The organism is Lujinxingia vulgaris, assembly GCF_007997015.1.
Classification (GTDB): Bacteria; Myxococcota_A; Bradymonadia; order Bradymonadales; family Bradymonadaceae; genus Lujinxingia; species Lujinxingia vulgaris.
On record NZ_VOSM01000003.1, the window covers coordinates 1 to 26,673 of the forward strand.

A 26,673-nucleotide genomic window follows, 5' to 3' on the forward strand; every position below is an offset into this window, starting at 1 on the left:
CGAGCACAACTTGCCCGTGAATGGCTGGTCGATCGTCTACGTTTCAAGCGGTTTCTGGGTGAACTGATCAAGTAGTATTATTCACCCACTCACGCTCGAATCAGTGCGGCGGCGGGAGGTGCGGTTACTCAAACCGTTGGTCAACTGGAAGTACGCCCTCACTACGCTTGAGCGGATGCGCCGCTACGCCGAGGAGCTGTCGTTCTCTGTGCCTTTCGACGAGGAGGCCGAGGTCTGGCGCGTGTTTGAGTCTCAGAATCCTGAGCTTCGCGCAGGGCTGATTGAGCGCTACCAACGCACGGGCTCGGGCGGCTACGGTATTCTGGAGGAGGTTGCATGTCGGTTCCCATGATTGCCGGGCTCTATCCGTACACCCGCGGTGGGATCACGCACCCGCCCAGGTTCACGCTGCGGGAGATCCCGGCCAGCCTCCGCGTTAACCCGGGTTACCTGGAAGATCTATTGATCCTCGCCGGCGATCGCCTCGCGGCTGAACAACTCTCGTCCTTTGGTCTGCAGGTGCATCGCGTGTTCGATGATGCGCCGGCCGAAATACAACGGGACACGGCTCATAAGATGAAGCACTGGATGTGTCTCTGGGCGCTCCGTGAATTCGGGGAATTCCTGTGGGTCGACTGGGACACTGTTCTTCTGCGTCACCCGGACGAGGACTTCTGGTCCTATTGCCGAACTGCAGGCACGCCGAAGTTCCTTCGTATCCCGAACTACTGGGCAACAGTCAACTGCGGCGTGTACTACGCTTCGCAGGCTTGGCTGCCTGATATGGAGCGAAGCTTCGGGGCCGATATGGCCGAGCCTAACGACGAGCTTTTGTGGATGAGCGTTCTTCCAAAAGACGTCGACGAGCGAGGCGAATTCTGGTGGGGCGACCGGGTGGCCCAGATATGGAATAGAGATGACTTCGAGTCGGTGACAAAGCAGACCTACTTCGCGCACGTCAAGCATCTGGATTGGGCGGACGATCTGCGAACTATCCATCGGTCGAAGGAAGCCTGATTGGTCGACCGTCAGTAACGCACGGGCTGTATCGGTGAAGAACCGCTTTGCGCACGTGATCGCACTACAGCACCACACGTTGGGGTTGGTCGAACGTCGGTTTCGCTGACGGTCCGAATCTTTAAGATTCTACGAGAACCTCCCGAGGTTTAGTCGATGGCGCGTCGTCGGGGTAACCCGCGCCCCGGATACGCTCATTCGATGCCACCACCGCCTCCAGTATAGAGAGATTCGCGCCGACATCACGAGCCAGTGCGAGCAACGCGCGCGTGTCCTTCGGGAAGCAGCTCCCGCCAAACCCTCGAAGCCCATCCGGGCCGGGCACTTGCAAGTGTGACGAACCAATACGTTGATCCAACGCCAGGATGGCTTGGACCTCGTCGTAATCCACGTCGATGCGCTCGGCCAATTCGTAGAGTTCGTTGGCAAAGGCTACGCGACTCGCCAGCAGAGCGTTCGACGCGTACTTCGTCAGCTCGGCGGTGCGGGCGGTAGTGACCACTACGCGCGCGTCGGGCAACGCTCGACGAAATAAAGCGAGAGCCACGGCAAGACACGGATGGTTGGCGCTGACCTCTGTGGTGCCCACAATGACGCGTTCCGTACATCGCAAGTCGTCGATGACGCATCGCTCGCGTAGAAACTCTGGGTTCGCTAGTAACGGAACCTTTGGGTAGATGCGTTGAAGTTCATCGAGGGATCCGGGAGGGACGGTGCTTTTAACGATCACGCCGGGCGCGCGCGATTCGTTCCATACATCCCATACATCGGAAAGCTCGGAGAGCACTGCGTGGACGATGCGAAGGTCGGCGTGACCGTCGTCGCCTTTAGGAGTTGGAACGCAGACGAAGATCAAATTGGCGTTGGTGGCGAGCTCAGCGAGCGTCGTTGATTCATGAATTGCCGGGTCGTTGATTAGCGTCAAAATATCGGCAGCAATAACCTCGTGGACTGCACGGCCAACAAAGCCATAGCCACAGATGCCGACCTTTATGGTTTCGATATCAATATGAGTCGTATCGATCAAAATTCGTTCTCTAGCTTGGGCATGAGTGTCGAGGTGAAGACCTTATAGTCGATGATATAGGACCACGGGAAAGCAAAAAATCTGCCATCCACGAACTCTCTGAAGCTGCGCGCCGCTGCTCAATGTCGGTGTTTCTCACCTCCCTAAAGTGCCATCAGCACCTTTAGCTCTGGAGGGGCTAGGCTGGCATGTCACGCGAGCGCTGCGGTGAAGATGATGACCTAAGGAAGGTACCAACGGAGGCCGTGTGAGCTTATGGAACGCGCTTCATGGAGTTCAGTGGCGGTGTCTTGCTGAACGCAACGAAGAGATTCCGCGTGGCGCTGCACTCCCTCCCCACATTCCCCCGAGTTGTCTCGACGTATTCGGCAGTCGTGCAATCGTATCACTCATTCACGGAACGTCTTCAATAGTGTGTGCGTTGACGAGTAGAGATCTATCGTTTAATTGCGATAAGGTCTAGTTCTTCAGAGAGCCCTCTATGACACGATACGCCTCAGAATGCTGCCCACCCTCCGAAACCTCCAGCGAGCCTCTGCGCGATGAAGATGCCGCAAACGCCCAGCTCGCTCGCCTGGCCAAAGCGCTGGGGCACCCGGCTCGGGTGGCGATCATTCGACTGCTCTTACGGCGCGACGCGTGCATTTGCGGCGAGATTGTCGAGGAGCTTCCGCTGGCCCAGTCGACGGTGTCGCAGCATCTGAAGCAGCTTAAAGAAGCCGGGCTTATCCGCGGCGAAGTGGACGGGCCGCGAGTCTGTTATTGCGTCGATGAAGGAGCGATTGCGTTGCTCCGGGCATTGATTGAGGGGTTGGGCTGAGCTGCAAGGGATACCGGGTTCGGTGCCAGATCGTCATAAAGCTACGGATCGCAAATCGTAATTCGACGATGGGCGATGGTGTCGGTGAGGAAACATCCACGGTTGCATTGACGCGGTGGTAACGACCGCTCACGGTCTACAAACTACGCAGGACATCATGGGAATCTTTGAGCGTTTTTTGTCCATCTGGGTCGCGTTGGCCATCGCTGCCGGTGTGGGGCTTGGCTTGCTCTTTCCGGGAGGGTTCGAGCTGATCTCTCAATTGGAGATCTTTCGGGTGAATCTGGTCGTAGCGCTGCTCATCTGGCTGATGATCTACCCGATGATGCTTAAGGTGGAGCCCTCGTGTTTGAAGGATGTGGGCAAGAAGCCAAAGGGGTTGGCGCTAACGCTGACGGTCAACTGGCTGATCAAACCCTTTACGATGGCCGCGCTGGGCGTGCTCTTCTTCAAGGTCGTGTTCGCGGGCATGGTGCCGGCCGATGATGCCTCGCAGATCATTGCGGGCATGATTTTGCTGGGGGTTGCGCCGTGTACGGCGATGGTTTTTGTGTGGAGTCATCTCACCGATGGGGATGCCAATTACACGCTGGTGCAGGTCTCTGTGAACGACATCATCATGGTGTTTGCGTTTGCGCCGATCGCCGGGCTTTTGCTGGGCGTCACCGACATCACAGTGCCCTGGGGCACGCTCTTGATCTCGGTACTTCTCTTCATTGTGGTGCCGCTGGCGGCGGGCATTGTGACGCAGCGCGCGCTCACACGGGAGCGGGTCGAGGGGCTGGCACACCGGCTCAAACCCACTTCCATTCTGGGGTTGCTCCTGACCGTCGTGCTGCTCTTCGGCTTCCAGGCCGAGACGATCATCGCACGTCCGCTGCTGGTGGTGCTCATCGCTGTGCCGCTCCTGATTCAGAGCTACGGGATCTTCGCCATCGCTTACGGGATGGCGCGGGTGCTCAAACTTCCTTTCAACGTCGCCGCACCGGCCGCAATGATCGGCACCTCCAACTTCTTCGAGCTCGCCGTCGCCGTGGCGATCAGTGTTTTCGGACTCTCGTCGGCGGCCGCCCTGGCCACGGTGGTGGGGGTTCTGATTGAGGTGCCGGTGATGCTCTCGCTCGTCGCTTTTGCCAACCGTACCAAGCAGTGGTTCCCGACCACCGCTTCAGCCTGAGATTTTTTCAATGAGTGGACTTTACTTCGAGAGCGTTCTCTTTCTCTGCGTCGCCAACTCGGCGCGCTCCCAGATGGCCGAGGGCCTGGCGCGCCAGATCTTTGGCGACAAGGTGCGGGTGCAGTCGGCGGGCTCAGAGCCCTCGAGGGTCAATCCTCTTGCGATAAAGGCGATGGCTGAGCTCGATGTCGCTCTGGAAACTCACAGCTCCAAGTCGGTGGACACCATCGACCCGGAGAGCGTGGATCTTGTGATCACGCTCTGCGCCGAGGAGGTCTGCCCGGTGTTTTTGAGCGAGGCGCAGCGGATGCACTGGCCGCTTCAGGACCCGGACCGCAAGAACGAAGATCTGAGCGATGAGGAGCGGTTGCAGTATTTTCGCATCGCACGAGAGCAGATTCGGGAGCGTCTTGAAGCGTTGGCGGCGATGCGGGAGGTGGGAGATCTCTGAACTCTCTGAACCTCCGAGACGAGCCGGGCGCGTTATCTGGCAGGTGTTTTAGGGCGCAGGGTACGCCGGGGGCTACGTGTTCGGCGCAGCGTGCAAGCGCGCGCGTTGCACCTCGAACTCGTCGATGAGCATGCCGTGCGCGTCGATAAGCCATGTGCGCCAGCCGGAGTCATCGCGAATCACCGAGACGGTCCGGGCCGTCGACCAGGGATCATCGTCCCAGGAGGGGGCCTGACCTACGACCACTTCGAGCCATGTATTTGTCTTGAGCGCGATATCCTTGAGATGAAAGAGCACGTATTCGTCGCGATAGACCCAGGGAGCCGCAATGAGCTGATCGTGTGAGCCTTTTCGAACGCGCACAACCCCGTGCACCTTCCCATACATGTAGAGCGCGAAGAGCGACTTGATGTCTGCTTCAAGGCTGGTGCGAAGTTTGTCCCAGGACTTCTCGGCGACGTAGGACTCGAGCTTCTTCGGATCCGTAAAGGGTTTGCGAATCCCACATGAGCTGCGCACCAAAAGCTCGGTCGTAAGTGTCAGTGGGCGCCCGCGCTCGCTGAGTTTCAGCGTTTGTCGAGGGGGGCCGAGCTCGGCCAGACGCATGGGGGTGGGGTCGAGATCCAGTGAACGAAGAAGCGTGCGGACGTCTTGCGCGCCGATATAGTCGTACCCTGCGATCTGCTGACGCAGGGCATCGAAGTTTTTGGCAACGTAGGTGTCGATACGCAGCTCGCGGACATCGAGTAATGCCACGGCTTGAGGCGCTTCGGGCGGAAACGCCAGCAGAAGGGCGCGCGACAGGGACGCGAGTTTTTGAGCGCTTGCGTGCTGGAGTTGGGCGGCGGCCTTGCGGTTTGTCTCAATCACCTCGGCGCTCATGCGCGGGTATGGATTGCGTCGAGACGACTTGATGCGTTCTCGGACGTCAATTCTTGTCGCTTCAAGGGTGTCTTTAGCGTCTTCGGAGAAAGCCCAGCGTCCGTCGTCCGTGATGATGACGGCGCTGTTCTTGCGACGGAATTTGACCGGTTCGCTGTCGAGCGTGTGGTAAGGCGTGCGCCTGGAGACGACGTCAACGATGTCCTCAGGGGCCATGGGTTCGCCGCCATGGGCATCGAGGACCGCAAAAACCAGGCGTGTGGCAGACCACTGGTTTAAGATCGCGCCGCTCCAGGCCTCATCAAGCTCGGGGGGGCTCAGCGGGACTTGTGGGGCCGGAATCGGCTCGGGGTCGGGCTGGGGGGGCGGCGGGGAGGCGATCTTGGGTGGCCGCAGATCAAGTCGAAAGCACCAGAGATCGAGCTCGTCGTCGTAAGGATCCAGGGTGTAGCGGTCACCATCGCGGTAGATCGGCGGGCGAGCCGGCTTGCAGCGCTGCAACGAGAGCAAGGCGCGTGAGCGCGAGGCAATTCCGGCCTCCTCGAAGCGTTCGGCGACCTCGTCGAGTGTCATGGGCTCGCCGCGCTCCAGGAGGGCGACGATGAGGCGCGAATAGGTGTTTGCGTCGCGGTGATCCTTGACCTTCTCCAGGCTGGGGCGGTCCATGTTGAGAGCTTTGCACCAGACGTTTACGGCCATCGAGGGGTCCTCAAAAGAATGGGTATGAACGTCGAAGGGGGGCTGGGCAATCAGACGAACATCCGGGCCGCGTTTGACCGCGCTGGAAACGGCTTTCGGGCTGATGAGCGTGTGTATGCGCCCCTGGCGAGGCAACCTCAACAGGAGTTTGGTCCTTGTGCGCGTTTCTTTCAACCGTGTCGACGGCATCGCTCTCAACTCCGGCCTTATTGCGCCGTGAGCTATCGTTGACGCCGTAGCTGCTGCGTTGAGAACTCCTCGGGCAGCGGTCCCAAGCCTCGACGATGCGAAAGCATCGCCTGTGTTTTGCGCCTTGCCCGAGAAGCTCTCGACTTCGCAGCTATCGACGTCAACTTCTGCTCGCGGCGTAGTACCAAAAAATCGGGACGACGAACTTGATCTTAATATGATGACCGGTCTACATTGTGGCCGAGCATGCCACAGATATTCGATCGACAGGGAGATCCGTATGAGCAAAGGCGACGAAACGCGCGAGAAAATGATCGAGACGGCAACTCGCCTCTTTCAGTCCCAGGGGTATGCGGCGACGGGCCTCAAGCAGATCCTCACGGAGAGCGGCACGCCCCGCGGTTCGCTCTATTTTCATTTTCCCGAGGGCAAAGAAGAGCTCGCTGCGGAAGTCGTGGCGCGGCATGGCGAGGTCTTCGGGCAGGCTCTGGAAGAGGTGATGAACGCGTCGCCAGATGCCGCCCAGGCCGCTCAGCAGATCGTCGATCTTCTGGCCAGGCAGTGCGAGGCCACCGGCTGTCAGACGGGCTGCCCGGTGGGGGCGATTGCGTTTGAGATGGCCAACACCTCGGAGCGTCTTCAACGCGCCACGCGCGAGGTTTTTGAGCGCTGGAGCGCTATTTTCGCCAGGTGCTTGAGCAATGAGGGCATGTCTTCTGCGGAGGCTCGCCAGCGGGCGCACGCCGTGATCTGCGCGATTGAGGGGGCGCTGATACTCAGCCGGGCCTACGGTGATATCGGCATTTTCTATGACGTGCGTGAGCGACTTCCGGCGCTGCTTTCCGACTAAATTCACGACATCGTTTCGGTCCGTGTCAGGGGCCATCACATGACCTGCCATGCAGGTCCAATCTTATGGTATATAATATGACGACCAGTCTACAGATCAATGCGGCCATCGTTACCGGCGCTAACGGATTCATCGGGCGCTGGTTGCTGCTTGAACTCACAGCACACGGGGTCGAGGTGTGCGCCTTGATTCGCAACCCCCGGGTGCGACTTGCAGAGCTGCGCGCCTGGGTGAACGCGCGGGGAGGGGATGGCGAGAAGTTGCACGCGTCTGCGTTCGACTTGAGCCACCCCGATCTTGGTCTTGATGATGAAGGCCGCGCCTGGCTTGCGCGCGCAGACGCCGTCTACCACCTCGCCGCACGCTTCGACTTCGGAATGCCGCTCGAAGCCACTCGCCGCGACAACGTCGAGGCGTCGGTGCGCCTGGTGAAGATGCTCGCCAGCAGCAAGCGGCTGCGCCGGCTGGTGCACCTGAGTGGCTACCGGACCGAAGGGCAGGAGGCACGCGATCTGGACGTGCATGACGCCGCGGCGCTCGCCAGCTTTTACCGCGTGCACGGCCCTTACGAGGGGTCGAAAATCGAGGCGCATTACCGCGTGGCGGAGGCTGCGGCGGCTTTTGATGTGCCGCTGACCCGCATCAGCCCTGCCTCAGTGATTGGTGACAGTCGCAGCGGTGAGACCACGCAGCTAATCGGTCTGGCGGAGACCGTGCAGCGCTTGCACGCGCGCAAACTTCCGGCGCTTCCGGGCAATCGCGCGAGTTGGTTGCCGGTCATCTCCGTCGACACGCTGGCTGCATTGCTCGCCAGGGTGCCTGGAGATTCCGAGTCCCTCGGCGGGCATGTTGTGGTGTTGGACGAGCACACGCCGAGCTTACGAGACCTCATGGGTCTGGCCGCGCAACATCTGGACGTGCCTGCACCGCGTTTTTCGGTGCCGGTGGGGATCTTGCGATGGTTGCCGATGGCGCTGACCGGCGTGCATCCGGAGGCGCTGACCTTTGTGAGCAGCGATCGTTATGACGCGCGGCCGGTTGCCGAACTCGCGGCGCGCGTGGGCGTGGAGCTGCCGGAGATTGAGACGAGTCTGAAGCGGTGGATCGACTTCCTTGTAGCGCACAACTTTAGGCCGGGAGCGAGCGTCGTGAAGGCAGAAGCAGCGTAAGAGGCGACGACGTCGGGTAACGCGGTGCGTCAAACGAATGAATAAAAGAGGCCACGGTAGCATGAAAGTGCGAGGGAGGTGGCCGGTAGGTCGGGCGCTTTCCCCTGTATTTCTAAGCTGTGGCGCCTCTTTTTGACAGAGCGTCCGCAGATTCTAAATGGTCTGAGCTTTTCCAGAATAGGGTGCGAAGCTATGCGCTGTTGGAATAGTGTTGTGTGGATGGTGGGCGGTTTGGCGTTATGCCTGGGGTGTTCGGGGGATTCAGAGACTGAGGGGCCCGTTGAGGAGGATCCGCAGGGCTTTGAGGTCGTGGACTGGCGCGACGTGCGGAGGGAAGTTGAAGCCCAGGAACTCTTTACCCGGCGAGGGCGCTTGTTTAGTGCAGCCGGTGAGCATCTGGTCTTTGCGGAGGGTGAGGCGTGCCAGTTTGATGAAGATCCCCGGGGGTGCACGTTGCGCTGGGTGGACCGGCAGGGGGCAAGTACGGCGGCTTATGAGTCTGTGATCGCGAGGCCGGGCCGGGGGTATACGGCCGTGAACCACGGACTGCAGGCGGCCTGTACGCATTGTCCCTGAGAGTGCGTTCGATGGCGACATAACCCGATGGGAGGGCTCGATGTCGCTGGTCGGCCCGGATGGAAGTGCAGTCTGGCAGAAGGAGTCGGGATATTTTCGAAACTGGGGGCTGGCGCCGGATTGGAGCTCGCGCTCCAGGACGGCCTTCTTTGATTACGCCACCAGGGAGCATTGCGACGAAGATTCGATGGAAGACCCAGACCACGATGTCGACGGTGAGGTTATCGATCCTCAGACCGGCGAGGTTTTAGAGCGATTCGACGGGATCGTTCGCTATTTCAAACACGACTTCGAGAATGGCTCGGCGCTGGTCGATCGGCAGGATTCATTCAATGACGACACGCTGGAGATTGTCGGTCCCGATCACGCTGCTGAACATGTGCTCGTCGAAGGCTCTGTGATGGTACTACGCGACCACGACGATCGCTGGATCCATTACGTCAGCAGCGCCGCTGGCGAAGGGCAGTTTAGCTACGATCGCACCGAGGACGCGCTCTATCAGACGGATTTGATTGAGCTTGCCGATGGCTCCCTCAATGTCCACGGCCGGACAGGGCGGTGGATCTGGGCGACAGTTGATCGGGATGCCTATGAGCGCGAGTTCTACGAGGTGGTTCCCGTAGATGGGACATCTGAGCCTGTCGAGTTGGAGGGGTCGAGCTTTAGCGCCCACGGTTTTCTTGGCCACAACGATCATGGTGTTCTGATCGACACGGATAGGGGGCGCGCATCGGTGATTGATCTGCGAAGCGGTGAGGCTGTCGTGACGGCGGAACGCGCCGCACGTGAACATTTCGACGGGATTCTCGTGGATGGAGAGGTGGGCCTTCTGCACGTGACCTCTGGTGGTGAGCTCGTTGTGCATCGACGCTCGGGGAGTGAGACCGTCTTTGAGCGTGCCGGCAGCATGGACCAGGTGTTCATGGGGTACCCGAGCCACGTGCAAGCGCCGCAGTTGATGCGCACGCTTGCTCCAGAAGGGGCGCCTACCGGGGGCATCGCGCTCCTGCTCCGAGAAGAAGCCCGGATGGCCGAGGTTGCGCATCGCTACACCAAGCCCTCTACAGGTGGGGGTCAATGCGACTCCGTGGCGTTCGTTTCCGGCACGAAAGACTTCGACGTGCCGTGGATCTACTTTGCGGAGATTCCCGATGATAGGGATCCCGACACGATCACGCTGACGATTGTGCCTTCTGATCTTTCTGCCCCGCCGGTGGAGCTTGGGACGATGTCGCGCGAGGCCTGCCAGCGGCCGGTAATCGACGCGGACGGCGCGCGGGTCTACTGGACGGAGATTCTAAGCGGGGATGGCACACGATACGGGACCGACGCCGAGGTGAGGGTGTATTCGGCGGATCTTCCCTGAGGGGACGCGTTAAAGGTGATGGCCGATAGCTCCGCCTCTGGTGGTGGGGCTATCGGTCGGGTAGGTTTGCGAAAGGTATTCAGGATTGGGGGGGGCACGTTCAGACCGTGGTGATCGCGATCTCAGGCCGGGCGGGGAGCGGAGGTCTTCGAGCATCGACGTAGTGCGACTTTGGCGAGGCTCGCCGTCGCGATGCGTTGGAAAAAGATGCAGTCAGGATTTTGATGTGCTCTCCCCACTGATGATCAGCCAGAAAGACGACGAGCTACTCGGCGTGGCCAATCGCGCTGATGCGATGGGTGTGCTGGCGGTGTGGTCGCGGCGGGCGCGCGATCTGGTGCCGCATCTGAGCGCGCAAACCCACGAGGTGCGGGGCTTTCAGATGCTTGTGGAGGCCTATCGCCTCTGGGAGAGCTTTGAGGCGGAGCATCCCCGGTATGCCGGGCGCCTGGAGGACTTTTTTCTGCTCGTGGAGCAGGTCTTTGCGCGCACGGCGGGAGCGCAGGATGGAGGATGGCCGCTGCCGGGTTCGCGGCGAGTGATGCGGCAGCATGGTGGGGCGGTCTGGGTGTCGGTAGTGGATCCGGACTGGCATCTGCTCGATGCGCAGAAGGCCAACGGCGTGTGGGGGTTGTATCGGGGATCGGCGCAGCGTGCGGGGCTGCTCAGTGAGGATACGCGTCGGCTCTCCGAGGCGACGCTTAAGGCGGCGACGCGGGCACCGGGGCTTGGTCTGCGCGCTCAAAACGCACTTTTCAAGATGGCGGCCAGGGCGATGGAGGGTGAGTCGGTGCGCTACTCGCCAGCTCGGACGGCGCCGCTGGCGGCCGATGTGTATCGAACCTTTCGCGAGGTTCCGCTGGCCGCTCATCTTCGTGAAGCGTTGATTGAGAGGCATGCCCTGAACAGGGCGCTGGCGCGTCGGTTGGTCGGCGTGGCGCACCTCGAGCACCGAACTTTTCTGACGCAGGCTGCCGAGGCGTTGCCGGAGCATCGGGAGGCCATTTTAGGGGTGGTGCGCTGCGAGAATCTGCTCGGAATCGTCGAGTCGATCTTCATGTGGCTATGCGCCTGCAACGGACAGATCCTGGCCGCGGCGGTGGCGGAGCTCCCTGTCGACCTGGCGGCGCTGGAAGATGCGCGTGCGGGGTTTGCGAGGTCGGGGAACTATGCGGGTGAGACGGCGCTGGCTCGCTATACGCGATTGCATGAATGCCTGGAGACGTCTACGAAGATGGCGCTTACGCGTTCGGTGCTGGAGCTGCATCGCAGGGTCAATGAGGAGCGGGGGCGCGCGCCCTGGGTCTGGGAGGAGGCCGGAGTGGTGCGCAGTGATGTGGAGGTGGGCAGGCCCAGAGCCCGGGAGCTTGAGGTCGGGGTGGTGTGGCGAAATAGCTACTACCTCAACGCCTTGCACAGCATCACGAACCAGCTTGCGGGGCTGCTCGATGGGTGAAGTTTTGACGATTCGCGAGCGGGTGGAGCGAGCCGCAGCTTTCTTTCATCGGCAGGAGGGGGTGGTCCTGACGACCTTCAACCTCAACGCGCCATTTCTGGAGGCGCAGGTGTTGCCGACGGTGCTCGGGGTGGAGGCAAAGACCGAGGCTGCCCGGCGCGCGCAGACCCATCAGCGGCTTGCGATGACGCCTTGCACGGTCTTCTACGACCCGGGCGTCTCGCCGAGGCTCTCGGGGCATTATCGGGTGGTGGCGCGCCCGGTGCCGTTGCAGCGGCGCTTCTTTCACCCGAAGCTCATCGTGATGGCGGGGCGCTGCGAGGAGGGCGTCACCTGGGTGTACCTGGCGGTCTCCTCGGCGAACCTCTCGATGTCGGGCTGGGGACGAAACGCGGAGTGTTTTGGGGAGACGTGGATTCATACAAAACATCAGCAGACCTGGGGGGCGTTGGATGCCTTATTAGAATGGTTGCAGGAGTATGCGCCGCTCGACGAGGGCGCCGGGGGTGATGCGGTGGCGCGAGTTCTGGAGGCGTTGAGGCGCATGCCGGCGCGAAAACGCTTTCAAAACGACCCGTCACAGCCCTGGGCGGGCACCTTGCGCGCCAGGTTTTATACCTCGGTGATGCACCCGGCCGGGTTTGCGGATTTTATGCAGCTCGGGCGCTCACGCGCACCGAAGGAGCTGCGGGTCTACAGCCCTTACTGGAGTGAGGTGGCCGAGGGCCTGGCGAGTTTCGGGGCGAAGCGAAACGTTGTGGTGCCGGCGCGCCGGGTGGATGGGGTGTCGTTGGGGCTCTCGCGTGAGCAGGCCGCGGAGCTGTCGGAAGATGTGGCGATTCTGAAAAACACCGAAGATCGGGGCACGCGCTTCTGGCATATGAAGTTGTATCGGATCGTGCACGGCAAGCATGTCTATACGGCGGTGGGAAGTTGCAACTTCACGCGGGCCGGATTTGCGGGGGCGTCGGGCAATGTGGAGGCGGCGCTTGTTTACAGGTCAAATCCAGGCTGGTTTCCAGAGGGTGAACCTGCTGACGATGCCGACTTTGCCGATGAGGCGGCTCCGGAGGAGGGGGGCCTGAGCCGACGCCGGTGGTGATTGTGGTGGCGTACGACTGGCGCTCGCGAAGTTGGCGGTGGTGGCTGGAGCCGGGGGGCGGGCAGAGCGACTTTGTTTTGCATCTTCCCGGGGGTGCGCCTTTTGCGATCGAGAAGGGGACGCATCAGCGCGGCGGAGAGCCGCCGGGGCGCGGGGCGATGTATGTGGTGACGTTTCGCGAGGGAGGGGAGGAGCGGCGATGGGAGGGGCACGTTGTGGAGTTGAACCTCGACCACAGCGAGCGGGTTTACGGGCGAGCGTTGAGCGCCGATGAGATTCTGGGGAGCTGGCGCGGGCGAGCGCTTCCGGTGGATTCGGAGAGCAACGAGCGAGGTCCTGGCGAGGGAGATGGCGAGGAGGTGCAGCGAGAGCTTGCGGCGGCCTTCGATGCGGTCAACCTCTACGACCTCTATCGTTCGATGCGGGCGTTGCGAGCGAAGCTTCAGCGGTTGAACGATCATCCGGAGCGTCAGCGCGCGCTTCTGGTGGGGAGGCCGGACAGTGTGATGGCGCTCGCCAGGCTGGCGAGCGGAGATGGCGCGGTGCCGGTGGTTCGCTATCTGGTGTTGAGGGAGCTCTGCGGCGTGATGCGGGCGTGGGACGCGTTGCTGGACGAGGCGTTGGTCGGGCGTGTGGAGGAGCTGGCCTCGGACGCGCGGGCGCGCACCCGGGGGCGGCTCAGCGAAGAGCTCGGCGCGGAGCGCGGGGCAGCGGACGCGATGCTGGGGTGGTTTGAAGATCGGCTCTCGGAGATCGATGGGGTGAAGCGATGAGGCCTTTTCAACATCCCATTCGGCCAGAAGATGTAGGTGCGCTCATCGATTTGCGGGTGGAGGGTGTGCCCGAGACCGGCTCCATGGCGACATTGCAGCTCGAAGGGGTTGCCGCACTCTACAACATCCTCTGCGAACGCTCCTTCGCTTACCTGGCCGACGAGGTCGGGATGGGCAAGACCTACCAGGCGCTCTCGCTCGCTGCGCTGGTCTGGAACGAGAATCCCCGCGCGCGAGTGCTCTTTTTGAGTCCCCGCGAAAATGTGCAGACGAAGTGGTTGGGTGATTATTGGCGCTTCTTTGCCTCAAATTTTCGCAGATCTCAGGGTGTGGGCGATGACCGCGTGACATCGGTGCTCTTTGAAGATCCACTGCACCGGCCCCAGCGCTATGAGAATCTGCGCGACTGGGCCGCATCCATAGGACGGCCCTGGCGCGAGGCGGCGTTTTTGAGGCATTCGAGCTTCACTCGCCCGATCTATGTAACCCGGGCGGATCGGCGAGATATTGAATCGCTCTGGAGGCGCACAGAGAGCAGCCTTCGGAGGTGCGGGCTGATGTCGGATGCGGAGCGGCCTGAGGAGTTCGGTAGAGACAACGCTTCCGAGCAGTTGAACCTTGCGTTTGCAAAGGCGCTCAACCGGAAGTTCGCGCGCGAGGCCGGGTCAAAGCCATATTTTGATCTGGTGATTGTGGATGAGGCGCAGTGCCTGCGACATCCGGACAATCAGACCAACCGCGTGCTCTTTGAAACCCTGCGCGGGCAGGTAGGTAAGTGGCTATTTATGAGCGCCACACCAGCGCACAGCGGGCCGGAAAATATCCCGAGAATTCTCAATCATTATCCCGATGCGGGCACCGTTCTGGACCCCGCGCTGGTGCAGGATCTTCGGGCGATGCAGCGGGAACTTCAGACCTTTATGGTGCGGCGTCAGCGCAAGTATTGGTCCACGCCAGCCAACGCGATGGTGGAGAAAAAGGACTATCGCCACCACGACCGGGAAGGGTGGGGCGTGCAGGACGCCGACATGAGCGCGCTGGAAACCCTGGCGGTGGGCCTTGTGCAGAAGGGGCTGGTCGAGGTTTTAGAGGGGCAGAACAACCGCTACCGTATCGGGTTTTTATCGTCCTTTGAGAGTCTTCAGAGCTCGCTTGGTCGCACGCTCCGAAACGAGGACGAAGACGGTGATGACGAGGTTGAGCAGGCCGGCGACTGGCATCGCGACAGGGCCGAGGGGAGTCGGGAGGCCAACGCTCCCGATAGCGACTTTGTGGGGGAGCTCGCCCGCGACTTTGAGCGGCATTTCGGTATGGCGCTGCCGCATCCGAAGATCGACGCGGTGGTGCGTCAGGTTTCGACTCCGGCGTTTGGCGATGATGAAGTTGAGGGTGGCGAGAAGTTTTTGATCTTCACCCGGCGGGTAAGCACGGTGGCCGCGCTCCGTGAGCGTTTGATGGCGCGCTATTTGAGTTCTGTCGAGGCGCGTGTGCGGCGCTGCTGGGACGATGATTTTGATTGGAGCGGGGCCAGCGCTGAGGTGGAGCAGGTCGATGCTGGCGAGGATTTTGAAGCGCTGGAGGTTGAGCCTGGCGACGATCCTCTACGCGAGGCGATGTCGGAGAAGGGCTGGCTCTACCGATACCGGCAGACCTTTCGTGCCAGCGGGCGAAACGCGTTGTTTTTTGAAGATGGGTGGTTGGAGCGCCTGTGTCAGGCCGGGGGCGTGGACCCGCTGGATGCGGCAGCCGCGCTTTCCGACGCGATCTGGGCGGAGAGTTGGACGCATGCCTCGCGCACGTCGGGGGTAAAGAGTCAGCAGCATCGCGCCGCCAGGTTGCGTTATCTGGCGGTGCAGAGTGTGCGTCGCGAGCCCCGGGTTTTTGGTCTGGATGAAGCGCGCGCCGCCCCCTGGCGAGCGGCGTATGAGGCGGCGCTTCATGAGCATATTGAGCGGGCGCAGCCTGCCGACGAGCCTCATCGCGCGCCGGAGCTTTTTGCTTCCTCAACACTATGGACGGCCTGGGACCGGCGATTTCCAACCGGGCCGCTGGCGTTGCCCGGCGCAAGTGCCGCAGAGGTTGATGGCCAGGGAGGGGCGGCTGAACTCTGCAAAAGGCAGGTCGCGCGCACCTTGCTCGGGCAGACCTTTCGGCTCACCGATACCTTGCTCGACCTCTACTTTGCGGATGAGGCGGCGAGGAGGGAGGGGGGCGATGTTGCCGAGGGATTTGTAGATTGGCTGGTCTGTGATGATCCGGCGACGCGACGCTTACGCCGGGAGTGCGGGCAGTGGCTTGCGCATCTGCGCCTCATTGTCGATGGGAGCCTCGATGGGGCGGGGCGCTCCTGGCGCGAGCTTGCGGCGCGGGAGACCTGGCCAAACCTGTATAATCCGGTGGCGGTGATGGGCGTCACCGGCGGCGCGAAGGGGCATCTGAGTGCGACACGTCAGTTTCGCACGCCCTCGATGCCGCGGGTCATCGTGTGCACCGACACGTTGAAAGAGGGTGTGGATCTGCATCTTTTCTGCGACCGCGTGCTGCATTACGGCGTGGCCTGGACCTCCGGCGACCTGGAGCAACGCGTGGGGCGCGTGGACCGGTATTTTTCGCAGATCGAGCGGAGGTTGATGGAGGGAGCATCTCCCGAGGTGCGGCTTGAAGTGGGGTATCCGCACGTCGTTTCCTCGTTGGAGCAGGGGCAGGTTGAGCGTGTCATCGCGCGCCAGCGACTCGCCGAGCGGCTGATGGATTCTCCGATCGCCGGCAGCGCGCAGGAGGCGCGCGAGGTTGTTGTGGGCGCAGCTTACGCGCCCGAAATCCACCCGCACCTGGAGCCCTATCGCCCCCGGGAGTTTCCCGAGAAAGGGCGCGATCTCGAGGTGGTGTCGGCGCACGATGCCGCGCCTGTCGTGAGGCATTATCACGCGTGGTACGGGGTGTTTCTCCAGGCGCTGACCCGACAAGGCTGGCAGGTCTTACCGGGGGATGCGCGCCCTCGTCGTCGCATAAAGATCATCGGTCATGGGCAGCACTTCGGGGTCGAGTGGGCGTTTGACGCGGAGCTTCGGCGCTACGTTCTTACGGTGTGCGTGGAGGTGGTGCCTGGCGAGCACGTACAAGAGGGCGCGATGCGCCGGCGTAAGGTGGGGCGAAGGTGGCGTGTTGAGCGTTTTGTACGGATGCTCGTGCCCTCGCCATCGGAGGGTGTCGACAGCACGGTGGTGGATGCGCTTCTGGCGCACCTCAGCGGCACATCGCCTTTGTGGTGTGAGCAGGATGCGCAGCGCTGGGACTTGTCCGCGGCCGAGGGGAGGTTGCCTGACGAACGCTGGAGCAACTTTGAATGCCGTGCGAGCAACGCGCGATTTTGCCTGCGGACTGTTATCGGTGCAGGCAAGGGATGGGATGCGCAGGGGAATGGTGGTGAAGATGTTTTGAGCGAGCGGTTCCAGGCGCGGGTGCTGAATCTCAATCGGAAGCTGACTCTGGGGTCTTTTGATGTGGATGCTCAGGGCCGACTGCGCTTTGGCGTGGATGTGCTGCACGGTGCGTTGAGTGACGACGTTCGCCGAGGGTTGGTGAGTGAGGTCGTCGAGCGCGCGCGAAGGTGGAGGTTTTCGTAGGTCTCTGGCCAAGGGGAAGGCGGAGAACGACGATCAGACGTCTCGATCAAAGCGGCAGGATGTAGAGGCAGATTTTCAATCGCGACGTAGCCTTGCAGTGAGTTCAAAGGGCGGCGACGTCGCTCCCGGATCGTTGTATTCGCCGCGACATGGGAGTACATTACGTTACGCTTTTTAGTCGCCTGTTTCGCACACAGCGCGTTGTTCTCACCTGGCGTGTCTCCGACCCGTCGGATGCCCACTTCGTTGTAAAAAGGAAGTCATGTTTTGGTCGCACGCGTGTCATTCGTTCTGCTCGCTACTCGTCGTCGCGGGTGTGTCAGTGAGTGTCGTCTCAGGCTGCTCAGGCGATGCGTCTGACCCCGGGGAGGTCGTCACTTCGGTGGAGACGACGCCGACCGACGGGCTATTGCTGCTGTCTTTTGGCAATGTAAATCAGCAGATCGCTCTGATGGACCCGTCAACAGGCAAGCTCTCGCCCATGTACGCCACGCGTTCTGCGGCGGGCGTCGCCATCTCGCCAGACAGCTCGCGGGTGGCGTATCTCACTGACTACGGCATAACGATCGCGCGCGTCGTGGTAAATGGAAGTGGTCCCGCGCTGGTTGAGGAGAAGCAGTTCGCGCAGACGCGGGATATCATGTCGCAATGGACCCTGCGTTGGACCCCCGATGGACGAAGGCTTTCCTTCGACGACGGCTATATTGATCCCGACCAGGAGATCGTTTACCGGTGCCCCGATATCGACTTTCTCCGAGTTCGTTACGCGACGCTGATTCCCGGCAGCCATGATGTTGTCTGTGAGACCGATTACACGTTGCGGCGTGACGATCAGATCATCACCTCGGGGGCCTTTGGCTTTCCAACTTCCGATGGGCAGCTGCTTCAAAACGGAACCGTCGTCGCCCATGGTGCACAGCCGGAGCCGCCGGTTGGGGTCGGGGCCGGCACAGTCCCGGCCTTGCCGGAGGGCTCCTTCGCCAACTTCCCGTCCGGGGTTCATGGCGAGTACGTCGTCGCGGAGGCTGCCGGGTTCGTGACGCTCTATAGGGTTGAGGAGAACCTGGGGGAACCGGCCGCCGGCAGCATCATCTACACCGGGGTCGAAGACTCCGGGGCATCCGCAGGCAGTGCATCGGAGGCCTGGCCTCTGGCCGAGGCGTTGATGCCCTGGTTCACCGACGGCGTTGGCCGGCGTTACGCGCATCTGGGAACCTCGCCAGATGGGGAAGAAGCCTTTTACGGGATCGTCTCGTACGTCATTGAGTCCGACAGCCTCACCAACGTGCTGCGGACGATTTCGGTGGAAGGGGCGCTCGTCGGGGTTCGTCGCGACGGCACCTCGCGCGGCTTTCGGACATCGACCCTGGGGCGAGGGACCATCGCCGGCGGTGGTTTGCCCGATCCCGGTGAGAGGCTGAATCACATTCCGCCACATTTGATGCCTGGTCTGGTGATTTCGTTTAAGAATGGCGACACGCTTGTTCCCATCGATATTGATATCAACGGGCGTCCGGACTCCTGGATTGGATGGCGCGATGGCGACCCCTGGCTTGGCGATCGCATCGGCATGATGTCCCCCGATGGCCGTGACTTTGCGACGGTCATCGGAGATGGCACGACGGAGCCACGCAAACTCTGTGTCTCCCGGATCTCCGAGGGGCTGCGCACGGAGTGCCTGGATGTTCCCTACGACTTCACGCATGCCCGTGTGCTCGGCATCGTGGGCGCTGATACCGACGCGCGTTATGCCGATGATGCCCCGCGTATTCTGCATACCTCACGGGCCGCGGCGTATCCCGGAGCCACGGTGGAGATCTCTGGCGTGCGCTTTGGTGAGAGCGGAGAGTTGTTCATCGGGGATATGGCGGTCCCGCAGTCGGCGATCGTCGAATGGTCCGATCGCCGCGTTGCGTTTGTGATGGATGCATCGATGCCCCTGGCGGGTCCGCTGATGGTGCGCACTGACGCGGGCGACACGGCTGCCCAACGCGAGTTCTGGCTCCATCGAACCAGGCAGGTGCAGACGCCCTTTGATGACGTTCCGATCGGGCGCATTGAGCTGGGTCAGGGGCTTAATGCGCTTGATCTGGGATCGCTCACGGAGTTTGAGTTTCAAACCGAAGGCGGCCATCGACGCTGGGTGTTTTCGCAAGAAATGTACGACGACGAAGGCGACTTCTACGCGTTTGCCGAGGGCAGTGCGACGGTCTACCAGGATAGCGCACGGCTTGTGGCCGGCGATTACAGCCGCGAGATCTACTTCGAACATGGCACGGGTTTGAGCGATGATTCGCGCTGGCAGCCGGTGGCACTGCAGTACCGCCAGCCCGGACAGCAGACGATCATCGCCCGCGAACTCGGAGAACTGCGCGCGCTCGGCCCCAACGGTCGCTTTATGGTGCCCCAGGATGAGCGCGTTCTGCTGGTGGAGCCCTCGACCCAGGACCGCTGGTCCTTCTCGTGCCCCGTGGAGGATGGCAGCGGCATCTGGCGAGTGCGTGAAAATCGCGGCTACCCGTCGCGTCTCTTGCGTCAGACCGGGTGGAACAGAATTGAGCAGCCTCCGGAGATGCGCGCCGTGTACGCGCAGGAGGTCACGTCCTTGCCGATCGGAATGTCGGCCGTGGAACAGGCCGGTGATATCATGATCGCGACCGGGAGCGTCGATGGCGTGGGCGCCTACGCGATGAGCACCGACCGGGGGGCAACGTTTGGGGAGCCGGTCGTCGTGCCGACGGTCGAGGGGAAGCTGCGAGAGCCGATTCGCGTGCAGGCTTCAAGCGGCACGTTCTTTCTCGTCTTCAGCAGCCCGGCGAACGCCCCGGGGTTGACCGGCGTCTATGCGGTGACGCTCGAGGGGACATTCGTTGAGCTCGTCGGTGATCTTCCCAACGGACGGCTCGGTGGCGGGCTTGCGCCTGATGTTCTACCCCTGACCTACGCCGAGCGCGACGGGGAGGTGCTCGTCTACTTCCCGCAAACGAAGGTCCTGGTTCGGGCCGACCTTTCCGGATTTTCGCCCACAGGTAACACCATCTCCTGGGAGGTCGTGCCGAGCGCTGCGGCCGAGGAGCAGGTGGCGAGTGTGCACTACGATGAGGATAGCGAAACGTTCTACGCGCTTTTGGACGATGGAACGGTCATGAGCGCAAGCGACGACTGGGGTGTCTGGTCTGTTGAGGACCTGGGGATCGATCTGGCGTTGCCGACGCAGGTCGCCCCGAGCGGCCTGGGCCGAATGAGTGATGGCCGCTGGTTGATCCAGGCCAGCCTCTTTGACGCGCGGGCTGGCGTGGCGCCGCAGACACCGAGTCCGCTGCGCCAGGAGGCGTTTCTGGTTTCTCCTCGCTGATCCAGTGTGGGGGGGAGATGCACGCAGCGTCTTAGGGTTTTCTAGCTCCCCCCTGGTGTTGGACCGACAGGTTTGCGTCATAGGCATCGACCATGCAGGACATGATGCTCGAATACCTCCACCTCGCGCAGTCCCTTGTGCATTACAGCTTGCACTTTCTTGCACCGGGCCTCCTCGCCTGGCTCTTCTTCCGGGAGCAGTGGAAGAAGGCCTGGCTGATCATGCTCGCCACGATGCTGGTCGATCTCGACCATCTTTTGGCGTGGCCCGATGTGTTTGTGCCGGACCGCTGCGGCATCGGGTTTCATCCGCTGCACTCCTATCCAGCGATAGGTGTGTACGCGGTGGGGTGTTTCATTCGCCCGCTGCGCATCGTCGCGGTCGGGCTTCTCTTTCACATGTTCACGGACTTTCAGGATTGCGTGTGGATGACGTGCTCGAGTGGGGTGTGAGAGCACTCGATCTGCCGGAGTTGAGTTGTCATAATTAATAATATCACCGATCCATGACTTTCAGAGGCACTCAGGACGCGCCCAGGGTCAGCACAAACACACTGTCTTGGAGCGCGTGCACGTCGTGGGAGAGATCTGCACCCAGCGCCAGAAGGTTGCCCGCCACAAGCTCGACCTGACGATCGGGGAGCTGCAGACGGAGATGACCGCTGAGGCAGTGGATGGTGACCGTGGCGCTGGCGTGGTGTTCGGCGATGGTGCGGTCCCGGGCCAGGGCGATGATGACCACGCGAAGATCCGGGGTATGCACCAGGGTGCGGGCGAGCTGCCCTTTTCGCTGATAGCGGTCATCGGTGATGAGCTCATCGTAGAGAGCGTTGAGGTCGATGAGGTGTCCGTGCTCCGGGGAGTTGAGGCTGCTCATGGGGTTCTCCATTGAAGGTGGATGATAAAATCTACTTGTATAGATTAAATTCGAGGCTAGTCTGGGCAAGGGGGGGCAACGTTTCGCCGCGTCGGAGGCCAGACCGGCTTCCGTCATGTGTTGGAGAACCTGAGCGCAGGTAGTGAGCATGCTACGACCCGTTACCCCGAAAGTTGAAGAGCGCCGCGAGCGCTTTTCCATCGCCGATATCAACCTGATGGTGCAGACCTTCTACGCGCAGGTGCGCGACGATGAGGAGTTGGGGCCGATCTTTGAGCGGCGCATCGACAGTTGGCCCGAGCACCTGGAGCGGATGGTGTTTTTCTGGCGCGCGGTGCTGCGCTCCGAGCCCACATTTACGATGTCGGAGCGCGGGGCGCCGCCGGTGTTGCATTGGGGGATGGAGGAGGTTGAGCGCCATCATTACCAGCGCTGGCTCTCACTCTTCTCGGAGGTGGTCGAGGGCATCTTTGAGCCTGACGATGCCGAACAGGTGTTCGAAGCGGCCAGCCGCATCGCCGAGGCATTCTCGCGTTATCTGCCCGCAGATTCGACCGAAGGTGAGCGATGACCACCGAGGCGTTGAGCGATTCGCGGCGAGTGATTCTGGGGGTGTTGCGTCGCCAGAGGGTGTGCACGATTGACGCGCTTGTGGAGGCGACGGAGCTCTCGAAGACGGCGGTGCGGGCGCATCTGGTGCGTCTGGAGCGGGACGGGGCCGTGGAGCGAGCGGACGTGGGGCATGAGGGGCCGGGGCGGCCGCCGGCGGCATTTTCGCTCACCGAGCAGGGCGCCGAGCTCTTTCCGAGCAGTGATGCGGCGATGCTCTCCGGGTTGGTGCGCTATCTGGACGGGCAGGGGGCAGGGGAGCTTGTGGATGGGTATTTTGCCGATGTGTGGGCGGAGCGTGCAGTCGATGTGTTGAAGGAGCTCGGCGCTTCGGATTTTCGCGCGTCAACGCTGGCCGAGAGGTTGCGGGCGCTGGAGGCGGTGCTCACGCGCACCGACTTTATGCCGCGCATTGAGCGCGGCGAAGATCAGGATGGCGAAAAGGTGGTGCGGGTCTGTGAGTGCAACTGCCCCTTGCCGGCCGCCGCGCGGGCCAGCCGCGCGCCGTGCCGGCTGGAGGTGCAGTTTCTCTCAGAAGTCATCGGCGCGAGGCCCTCCTCGGTGAGGATTTGCACCGAGCGTCGGGAGCCCTGTGTGTTTGAGTTTCGGGTCGCCGGAAGCGCTGCCGAGTGAGGGGGCACTAAGGGGAAGTCATCGCCTGGAGGCGTGCGAGCGCCTGGCGAAGTTCGTGGCGAAGAGCCTCGGGGCGCTGCGCGGCGCAGAGCTGAAAATGCATCATCTCCAGACGCGTAATGAGCGTCTGGAGGGTCTCTGTGAGCTCGCCACCGTCCTCGCTTAACCCGGGAACAAGGGCTTGAAGCCGCGACAGCAGCTCCTCCTCGTCAACGTCATCAAAGCGCTCAACCTCTCGCAGGATGGCGATGGCTCGCGCTCGGATGTTAACTACCATGGGTGTGTCGGGGGCAGGCGAAGAGGTCACGGGCTCGTCCGGTGAAGAGAGGGAAGGACGCTGCGAGGATCGTGGCGCGCCGAGCGGCATCGCGCAAGCCCCGGTCGCCGATGCCCCTCCGGCTGTGCGCCGCTATACCCTCAGGCTGACGACGGCTTATATCGACCCGGGCGAAGCCGAGCGTCCCCCCGACTCCGAGGCGGTCTGACCCTCATGCTTGCCCTCGCCGAACTCTTCGATCGTTTTCGCGATGAAGGCTTTGAGGTCGCCGGGGTTGCGGCTTGTCACAAGTCCCTCATCGACGACGACTTCTTCGTCGACCCAGTTGGCACCGGCGTTTTTCAGGTCGGTTTTGATCGAGGGGTAGGAGGTGAGCTTGCGGCCGCGCACCACGTCGGCCTCCACCAGCATCCAGGGGCCGTGGCAGATAGAGGCCACCGGTTTGTGCTGCTCAAAGAAGTCGCGTACGAAGCTCACGGCGTCGTCGTTCTGGCGTAAGAAGTCGGGATTCATCACGCCACCGGGGATGAGCAGGGCGTGGTAGTCGTCCGCGTTGGCGTCGGAGACGGCGACGTCGACCTTTATGTGCTTACCCCATTGATCCTGATCCCAGGCTTTGATCTGCCCCTCTTCCGGGCTGACGATATGCACGGTGGCGCCCTCGTTGCGCAGGGCGTCGACGGGCTCTGTGAGCTCCACCTGCTCGAATCCAGTGGTGGCGAGTACGGCGATGGTTTTGTCGTTGAGTCTCCTGCTCATGGTCGAAACTCCTCTTGAAAAAGACAACTCAGGTGCCCTGTGTGGGCAGCCCTGAATGTGAGTGCGAACATCGAGAAGTCCAGTATTTGAGCCGTGATCGCGGTGTGCGATGAGCGGGGAGGCTGTGGTAGGTTGAGGGATAGAGCGTGCGCCGGGGGATGATTTCCTGGCGAGCAGAATCAGAGGGTTGGGAAGGGAGGTTTGTGGTGAATACCGGTGATGTGGATTCCTATCTGGAAGATGGTTGCGGGCGTTGTAAGCATTATCAGACGCCGGAGTGCAAAGTGCATCAGTGGGCCGAGGGGCTTCGGGCGCTTCGGGAGGTGGTGCGCGCCACCGAGCTCGAAGAGCAGCTCAAGTGGGGCTCTCCCTGCTACTCGCTGGAGGGGCAAAACGTGGCGATGATCGGTGCGTACCGCGATAACTTCGTGCTGAGCTTACTGAAAGGTGCCGCGCTGCCAGATCCGGCGAAGATTCTGGAGAAGCCGGGGCCGAACACCCGTTACGCGCGGGTGGTGCGGTTTCGCTCGGTGGACGAGGTCGTGGAGCGGCGCGACGCGCTGGCGCAGCTTCTTCACGAGGCGCTTGTTTTTGAGCGTTCCGGTAAGGAGGTGGAGGTCGATGCCGACGACGCATTGCCCGCGGAGTTGGAGGAGCGCCTGGAGGCCGACGCCGACTTCAAAGAGGCCTTTGAGGCGCTGACGCCCGGGCGCCAGCGCAGCTACCAGATCTACATCGGAGGGGCGAAGAAGCGGGAGACACGCGAGGCGCGCGTGGAGCGCGCCGTGCCGAAGATCATGGAAGGCAAGGGCTGGAACGAGCGCTGAGAGCGAGGGGCCAGCAGGGGGCGCGTCGCCACGTGACGCTGGCCGGGGGGAGTTATTCAAGAGGTTGTTTGAATAACTGCCTGTGCGCATTGTTCAAGTGTTTGTTTGAACGCTTAATCTTTGCGCGCGGAGTTTTATATGGCCTCATCCTCTTCTCGACACTTTAAAGACACGGCCTACGCCCATCTGGCACAGGTGGGTAAGGCGCTCTCCAGCCCGGCGCGGCTGGAGATTCTTGAGCTTCTGGCTCAGGCCCCGCGCACCGTGGAGGTGTTGGCCGGCGAGATCCATCAGTCGGTGGCCAACACCTCGCACCATCTTCAGTCGTTGAAGCGCGCCGAGCTGGTGCGCTCTCAGCGTGATGGGCTGCACGTGCACTACTCGCTGGCCGGCGATGATGTGGCCGCCCTGCTGGTGCGGCTTCAGGCCGTCGCTCAGCATCATATTGCGGGGTTGGAGAAGTTAACGCGGGAGTTTTTCGACGAGCCGCAGGGACTGGAGTCGCTGGACGCGGCCATGCTTCGCGCGCGCATGGATGCGGGAGAGGTCGTGTTGATCGACGTGCGGCCCCGGGTGGAGTTTGAGGAGGGGCATCTTCCGGGGGCGTTGTCGATTCCGCTCTCCGAGCTTGAGGCTCACCTCGATGAGTTGCCCTGTGATCGGTCGATTGTGGCGTACTGTCGCGGACCCTTCTGCACCTTCTCGGCCGAGGCCGCGCGTCGGTTGCGGGAGCTTGGGTTTGACGCTCATCGCTCGGACATCTCCGTGCACAGCCTTCCTGAATCCGGGGCGTGAGCATGAAGAAGTCATCGAGGAATGCTCCCGAGGTGCGATTGGGCCTGCGCGAAAATCTCGCGCAGTTCTCATTGCTGGTGCTCGTCAACGCCTTTGTGGGCGCGATGGTGGGTATGGAGCGCAGCATTCTGCCCGCCATCGCCGAAGAGGAGTTCGAGCTGGCGGCGCGCACTGCGATCCTCTCGTTCATCATCGTTTTTGGAGTGACCAAGGCGCTGACGAACTACATGGCCGGGCGCTGGTCGGACCGGTTTGGGCGAAAGGCGGTGCTGATTGCCGGGTGGCTTGTGGCCGCGCCGGTCCCCTTTTTGCTGATGTGGGCACCCTCGTGGTCATGGATTCTGGGGGCCAACGTGCTGCTGGGCGTTAGCCAGGGGCTGACGTGGTCGACGACCGTGATCATGAAGATCGACCTGGCGGGCCCCAAAAACCGCGGCCTGGCGATGGGGCTCAACGAGTTCGCCGGTTATTTCGCGGTGGCCATCAGCGCGCTGGCCACCGGGTTCATCGCTGCGGAGTATGGGCTGCGACCGCAACCTTTCTACCCGGGTATTGTGTTTGTGGTGCTGGGCACCTTGCTCTCGATTTTTGCGGTGCGGGAGACGAAGCATCACGTGACCCTGGAGTCGTCTCAGACCACGACGACAGACGCCGACACGCTATCGGCCTCGGAGGTCATCAAGCGCACGAGCTTGAGCGACCCGGATCTTTCGTCGGTGAGTCAGGCCGGGTTGGTCAATAACCTCAATGATGGGATGGCCTGGGGGCTCTTTCCGCTGGTGTTTGCGGCGGCCTCGATGTCGCTCGGTGAGATTGGCACCCTGGCGGCGATTTACCCGGCGGTCTGGGGACTGGGGCAGCTCTTTACCGGCGCGTGGAGCGATAAAGTGGGCCGAAAGGGGCTGATTGTGGCCGGGATGTGGACGCAGGCCGCCGGCATCGTGGTCATCGCTTTGGGCTCGACGTTCTGGGTGTTTGCGGCCGGGGCGGTGCTGCTGGGGCTGGGCACTTCAATGGTCTACCCGACGCTGCTGGCCGCCATCGGTGATGTGGCCCACCCGAGCTGGCGGGCATCTTCTGTCGGCGTTTATCGCCTCTGGCGAGATATGGGTTACGCCGTCGGTGCGCTGCTGGCGGGCATCGTGGCTGATGCGTTTGGGCTTTCCGTGGCGACGCTGACGATCGCGGCTTTGACCTTTGCGTCAGGTGTTGTGGTGGCGGTGCGGATGCGGGAGACATTGAAGCACGACGCTCAATCTTCAAGTGGCGCTGAACCCACGTCGCCTAACCGACGTCGATGAGCGGCGATGTTCACAATGTTCCAAGGGAGTGATGACATGACGAGTCCTGGTGATCGGCCCC

General features: G+C 61.9%; 24 protein-coding genes. 19 read left to right on the forward strand and 5 right to left on the reverse strand.

Annotation, left to right across the window (positions count from 1 at the left end):
• Positions 1–118 precede the first annotated feature (118 nt).
• Complete coding sequence (locus FRC98_RS06995) at positions 119–352, forward strand: hypothetical protein (RefSeq protein ID WP_146980593.1); 234 nt, start codon at positions 119–121, stop codon at positions 350–352.
• Positions 337–1,017 carry a hypothetical protein gene (locus tag FRC98_RS07000; RefSeq protein WP_146980594.1) on the forward strand — a complete coding sequence of 227 codons (681 nt, stop codon included), beginning with the start codon at positions 337–339 and terminating at the stop codon, positions 1,015–1,017. The genes FRC98_RS06995 and FRC98_RS07000 overlap by 16 nt, the downstream gene beginning before the upstream one ends.
• Positions 1,018–1,138: 121 nt before the next feature.
• Here the strand turns inward: FRC98_RS07000 and FRC98_RS07005 are convergent, their stop codons facing one another.
• On the reverse strand, positions 1,139–2,044 hold the full coding sequence (locus FRC98_RS07005; RefSeq protein WP_146980595.1) for a UDP-glucose/GDP-mannose dehydrogenase family protein: 906 nt from the start codon (positions 2,042–2,044) through the stop codon (positions 1,139–1,141).
• Positions 2,045–2,525: 481 nt separating this feature from the next.
• Between FRC98_RS07005 and FRC98_RS07010 the strand changes: the two genes are divergently transcribed.
• From FRC98_RS07010 to FRC98_RS07020, 3 genes are all read left to right on the forward strand, one after another.
• Positions 2,526–2,864, forward strand: coding sequence for an ArsR/SmtB family transcription factor (locus FRC98_RS07010; RefSeq protein WP_146980596.1), 339 nt, complete (start codon positions 2,526–2,528; stop codon positions 2,862–2,864).
• A 157-nt stretch (positions 2,865–3,021) separates the two neighbouring features.
• Positions 3,022–4,041 carry an ACR3 family arsenite efflux transporter gene (gene arsB, locus FRC98_RS07015; protein WP_146980597.1) on the forward strand — a complete coding sequence of 340 codons (1,020 nt, stop codon included), beginning with the start codon at positions 3,022–3,024 and terminating at the stop codon, positions 4,039–4,041.
• A 10-nt stretch (positions 4,042–4,051) separates the two neighbouring features.
• A complete protein-coding gene (locus FRC98_RS07020) occupies positions 4,052–4,492 on the forward strand; it encodes an arsenate reductase ArsC (protein WP_146980598.1) in 441 nt (146 codons plus the stop codon).
• Between the two features lie 72 nt (positions 4,493–4,564).
• On the opposite strand, the gene FRC98_RS07025 is transcribed toward FRC98_RS07020, so the two are convergent.
• Complete coding sequence (locus FRC98_RS07025) at positions 4,565–6,073, reverse strand: hypothetical protein (protein WP_146980599.1); 1,509 nt, start codon at positions 6,071–6,073, stop codon at positions 4,565–4,567.
• A 469-nt stretch (positions 6,074–6,542) separates the two neighbouring features.
• On the opposite strand from FRC98_RS07025, the gene FRC98_RS07030 reads away from it, so the two are divergent.
• From FRC98_RS07030 to FRC98_RS07070, 9 genes are all read left to right on the forward strand, one after another.
• Entirely contained in the window at positions 6,543–7,112 is a 570-nt protein-coding gene (locus FRC98_RS07030; RefSeq protein WP_230467373.1) for a TetR/AcrR family transcriptional regulator, read from the forward strand.
• A 77-nt stretch (positions 7,113–7,189) separates the two neighbouring features.
• The gene (locus FRC98_RS07035; RefSeq protein ID WP_230467374.1) at positions 7,190–8,281 is read left to right on the forward strand and encodes an SDR family oxidoreductase; all 1,092 of its coding nucleotides are present in this window, start codon (positions 7,190–7,192) and stop codon (positions 8,279–8,281) included.
• Positions 8,282–8,897: 616 nt separating this feature from the next.
• Positions 8,898–10,223, forward strand: coding sequence for a hypothetical protein (locus FRC98_RS07040; RefSeq protein ID WP_146980602.1), 1,326 nt, complete (start codon positions 8,898–8,900; stop codon positions 10,221–10,223).
• A 226-nt stretch (positions 10,224–10,449) separates the two neighbouring features.
• Complete coding sequence (locus FRC98_RS07045) at positions 10,450–11,679, forward strand: hypothetical protein (protein ID WP_146980603.1); 1,230 nt, start codon at positions 10,450–10,452, stop codon at positions 11,677–11,679.
• A complete protein-coding gene (locus tag FRC98_RS07050) occupies positions 11,672–12,781 on the forward strand; it encodes a phospholipase D-like domain-containing protein (RefSeq protein WP_146980604.1) in 1,110 nt (369 codons plus the stop codon). Before FRC98_RS07045 ends, FRC98_RS07050 begins: the two co-directional genes overlap by 8 nt.
• The gene (locus FRC98_RS07055) at positions 12,775–13,554 is read left to right on the forward strand and encodes a hypothetical protein (protein ID WP_146980605.1); all 780 of its coding nucleotides are present in this window, start codon (positions 12,775–12,777) and stop codon (positions 13,552–13,554) included. The genes FRC98_RS07050 and FRC98_RS07055 overlap by 7 nt, the downstream gene beginning before the upstream one ends.
• On the forward strand, positions 13,551–17,180 hold the full coding sequence (locus FRC98_RS07060; RefSeq protein ID WP_146980606.1) for a DEAD/DEAH box helicase: 3,630 nt from the start codon (positions 13,551–13,553) through the stop codon (positions 17,178–17,180). Before FRC98_RS07055 ends, FRC98_RS07060 begins: the two co-directional genes overlap by 4 nt.
• 451 nt (positions 17,181–17,631) lie before the next feature.
• Positions 17,632–20,535, forward strand: a complete 2,904-nt coding sequence (locus tag FRC98_RS07065; RefSeq protein WP_146980607.1) for a TolB-like translocation protein — start codon at positions 17,632–17,634, stop codon at positions 20,533–20,535.
• A gap of 92 nt (positions 20,536–20,627) precedes the next feature.
• Complete coding sequence (locus tag FRC98_RS07070; protein WP_230467375.1) at positions 20,628–20,987, forward strand: DUF6122 family protein; 360 nt, start codon at positions 20,628–20,630, stop codon at positions 20,985–20,987.
• A gap of 70 nt (positions 20,988–21,057) precedes the next feature.
• Here FRC98_RS07070 and FRC98_RS07075 read toward each other — a convergent pair whose 3' ends face one another.
• Positions 21,058–21,411 (reverse strand): cupin domain-containing protein, encoded by a 354-nt coding sequence (locus tag FRC98_RS07075; RefSeq protein WP_230467376.1) that lies wholly within the window; start codon positions 21,409–21,411, stop codon positions 21,058–21,060.
• 148 nt (positions 21,412–21,559) lie between these two features.
• Between FRC98_RS07075 and FRC98_RS07080 the strand changes: the two genes are divergently transcribed.
• A complete protein-coding gene (locus FRC98_RS07080; protein WP_146980608.1) occupies positions 21,560–21,982 on the forward strand; it encodes a group III truncated hemoglobin in 423 nt (140 codons plus the stop codon).
• Complete coding sequence (locus FRC98_RS21385) at positions 21,979–22,653, forward strand: helix-turn-helix transcriptional regulator (RefSeq protein ID WP_230467377.1); 675 nt, start codon at positions 21,979–21,981, stop codon at positions 22,651–22,653. The genes FRC98_RS07080 and FRC98_RS21385 overlap by 4 nt, the downstream gene beginning before the upstream one ends.
• Positions 22,654–22,660: 7 nt before the next feature.
• Here the strand turns inward: FRC98_RS21385 and FRC98_RS07090 are convergent, their stop codons facing one another.
• Positions 22,661–22,930: a hypothetical protein gene (locus FRC98_RS07090; protein ID WP_146980609.1), complete on the reverse strand. Its 270-nt coding sequence runs from the start codon at positions 22,928–22,930 to the stop codon at positions 22,661–22,663.
• 156 nt (positions 22,931–23,086) lie between these two features.
• Positions 23,087–23,689 (reverse strand): type 1 glutamine amidotransferase domain-containing protein, encoded by a 603-nt coding sequence (locus tag FRC98_RS07095; RefSeq protein WP_146980610.1) that lies wholly within the window; start codon positions 23,687–23,689, stop codon positions 23,087–23,089.
• Positions 23,690–23,895: 206 nt separating this feature from the next.
• Here FRC98_RS07095 and FRC98_RS07100 point away from each other — a divergent pair, with 206 nt between their 5' ends.
• The 3 genes from FRC98_RS07100 (at position 23,896) to FRC98_RS07110 (ending at position 26,612) form a co-directional block, all read left to right on the forward strand.
• The gene (locus FRC98_RS07100) at positions 23,896–24,516 is read left to right on the forward strand and encodes a YdeI/OmpD-associated family protein (protein ID WP_230467378.1); all 621 of its coding nucleotides are present in this window, start codon (positions 23,896–23,898) and stop codon (positions 24,514–24,516) included.
• A 138-nt stretch (positions 24,517–24,654) separates the two neighbouring features.
• A complete protein-coding gene (locus FRC98_RS07105; RefSeq protein WP_146980612.1) occupies positions 24,655–25,311 on the forward strand; it encodes an ArsR/SmtB family transcription factor in 657 nt (218 codons plus the stop codon).
• A 2-nt stretch (positions 25,312–25,313) separates the two neighbouring features.
• Complete coding sequence (locus FRC98_RS07110) at positions 25,314–26,612, forward strand: MFS transporter (protein WP_146980613.1); 1,299 nt, start codon at positions 25,314–25,316, stop codon at positions 26,610–26,612.
• Positions 26,613–26,673 lie beyond the last annotated feature (61 nt).

Excerpts from the sequence above, each read along its gene's own strand:
- FRC98_RS07020 (WP_146980598.1), top strand. The coding sequence starts at position 4,052 with ATGAGTGGACTTTACTTCGAGAGCGTTCTCTTTCTCTGCGTCGCCAAC.
- FRC98_RS07000 (WP_146980594.1), top strand. The coding sequence starts at position 337 with ATGTCGGTTCCCATGATTGCCGGGCTCTATCCGTACACCCGCGGTGGG.
- FRC98_RS07050 (WP_146980604.1), top strand. The coding sequence starts at position 11,672 with ATGGGTGAAGTTTTGACGATTCGCGAGCGGGTGGAGCGAGCCGCAGCT.
- arsB (WP_146980597.1), top strand. The coding sequence starts at position 3,022 with ATGGGAATCTTTGAGCGTTTTTTGTCCATCTGGGTCGCGTTGGCCATC.
- FRC98_RS07035 (WP_230467374.1), top strand. The coding sequence starts at position 7,190 with ATGACGACCAGTCTACAGATCAATGCGGCCATCGTTACCGGCGCTAAC.
- FRC98_RS07090 (WP_146980609.1), bottom strand. The coding sequence starts at position 22,930 with ATGGTAGTTAACATCCGAGCGCGAGCCATCGCCATCCTGCGAGAGGTT.
- FRC98_RS07075 (WP_230467376.1), bottom strand. The coding sequence starts at position 21,411 with ATGAGCAGCCTCAACTCCCCGGAGCACGGACACCTCATCGACCTCAAC.
- FRC98_RS07080 (WP_146980608.1), top strand. The coding sequence starts at position 21,560 with ATGCTACGACCCGTTACCCCGAAAGTTGAAGAGCGCCGCGAGCGCTTT.
- FRC98_RS21385 (WP_230467377.1), top strand. The coding sequence starts at position 21,979 with ATGACCACCGAGGCGTTGAGCGATTCGCGGCGAGTGATTCTGGGGGTG.
- FRC98_RS07105 (WP_146980612.1), top strand. The coding sequence starts at position 24,655 with ATGGCCTCATCCTCTTCTCGACACTTTAAAGACACGGCCTACGCCCAT.
- FRC98_RS07110 (WP_146980613.1), top strand. The coding sequence starts at position 25,314 with ATGAAGAAGTCATCGAGGAATGCTCCCGAGGTGCGATTGGGCCTGCGC.
- FRC98_RS07070 (WP_230467375.1), top strand. The coding sequence starts at position 20,628 with ATGCAGGACATGATGCTCGAATACCTCCACCTCGCGCAGTCCCTTGTG.
- FRC98_RS07030 (WP_230467373.1), top strand. The coding sequence starts at position 6,543 with ATGAGCAAAGGCGACGAAACGCGCGAGAAAATGATCGAGACGGCAACT.
- FRC98_RS07040 (WP_146980602.1), top strand. The coding sequence starts at position 8,898 with ATGTCGCTGGTCGGCCCGGATGGAAGTGCAGTCTGGCAGAAGGAGTCG.
- FRC98_RS07095 (WP_146980610.1), bottom strand. The coding sequence starts at position 23,689 with ATGAGCAGGAGACTCAACGACAAAACCATCGCCGTACTCGCCACCACT.
- FRC98_RS07060 (WP_146980606.1), top strand. The coding sequence starts at position 13,551 with ATGAGGCCTTTTCAACATCCCATTCGGCCAGAAGATGTAGGTGCGCTC.
- FRC98_RS07065 (WP_146980607.1), top strand. The coding sequence starts at position 17,632 with ATGGACCCGTCAACAGGCAAGCTCTCGCCCATGTACGCCACGCGTTCT.
- FRC98_RS07025 (WP_146980599.1), bottom strand. The coding sequence starts at position 6,073 with ATGGCCGTAAACGTCTGGTGCAAAGCTCTCAACATGGACCGCCCCAGC.
- FRC98_RS07010 (WP_146980596.1), top strand. The coding sequence starts at position 2,526 with ATGACACGATACGCCTCAGAATGCTGCCCACCCTCCGAAACCTCCAGC.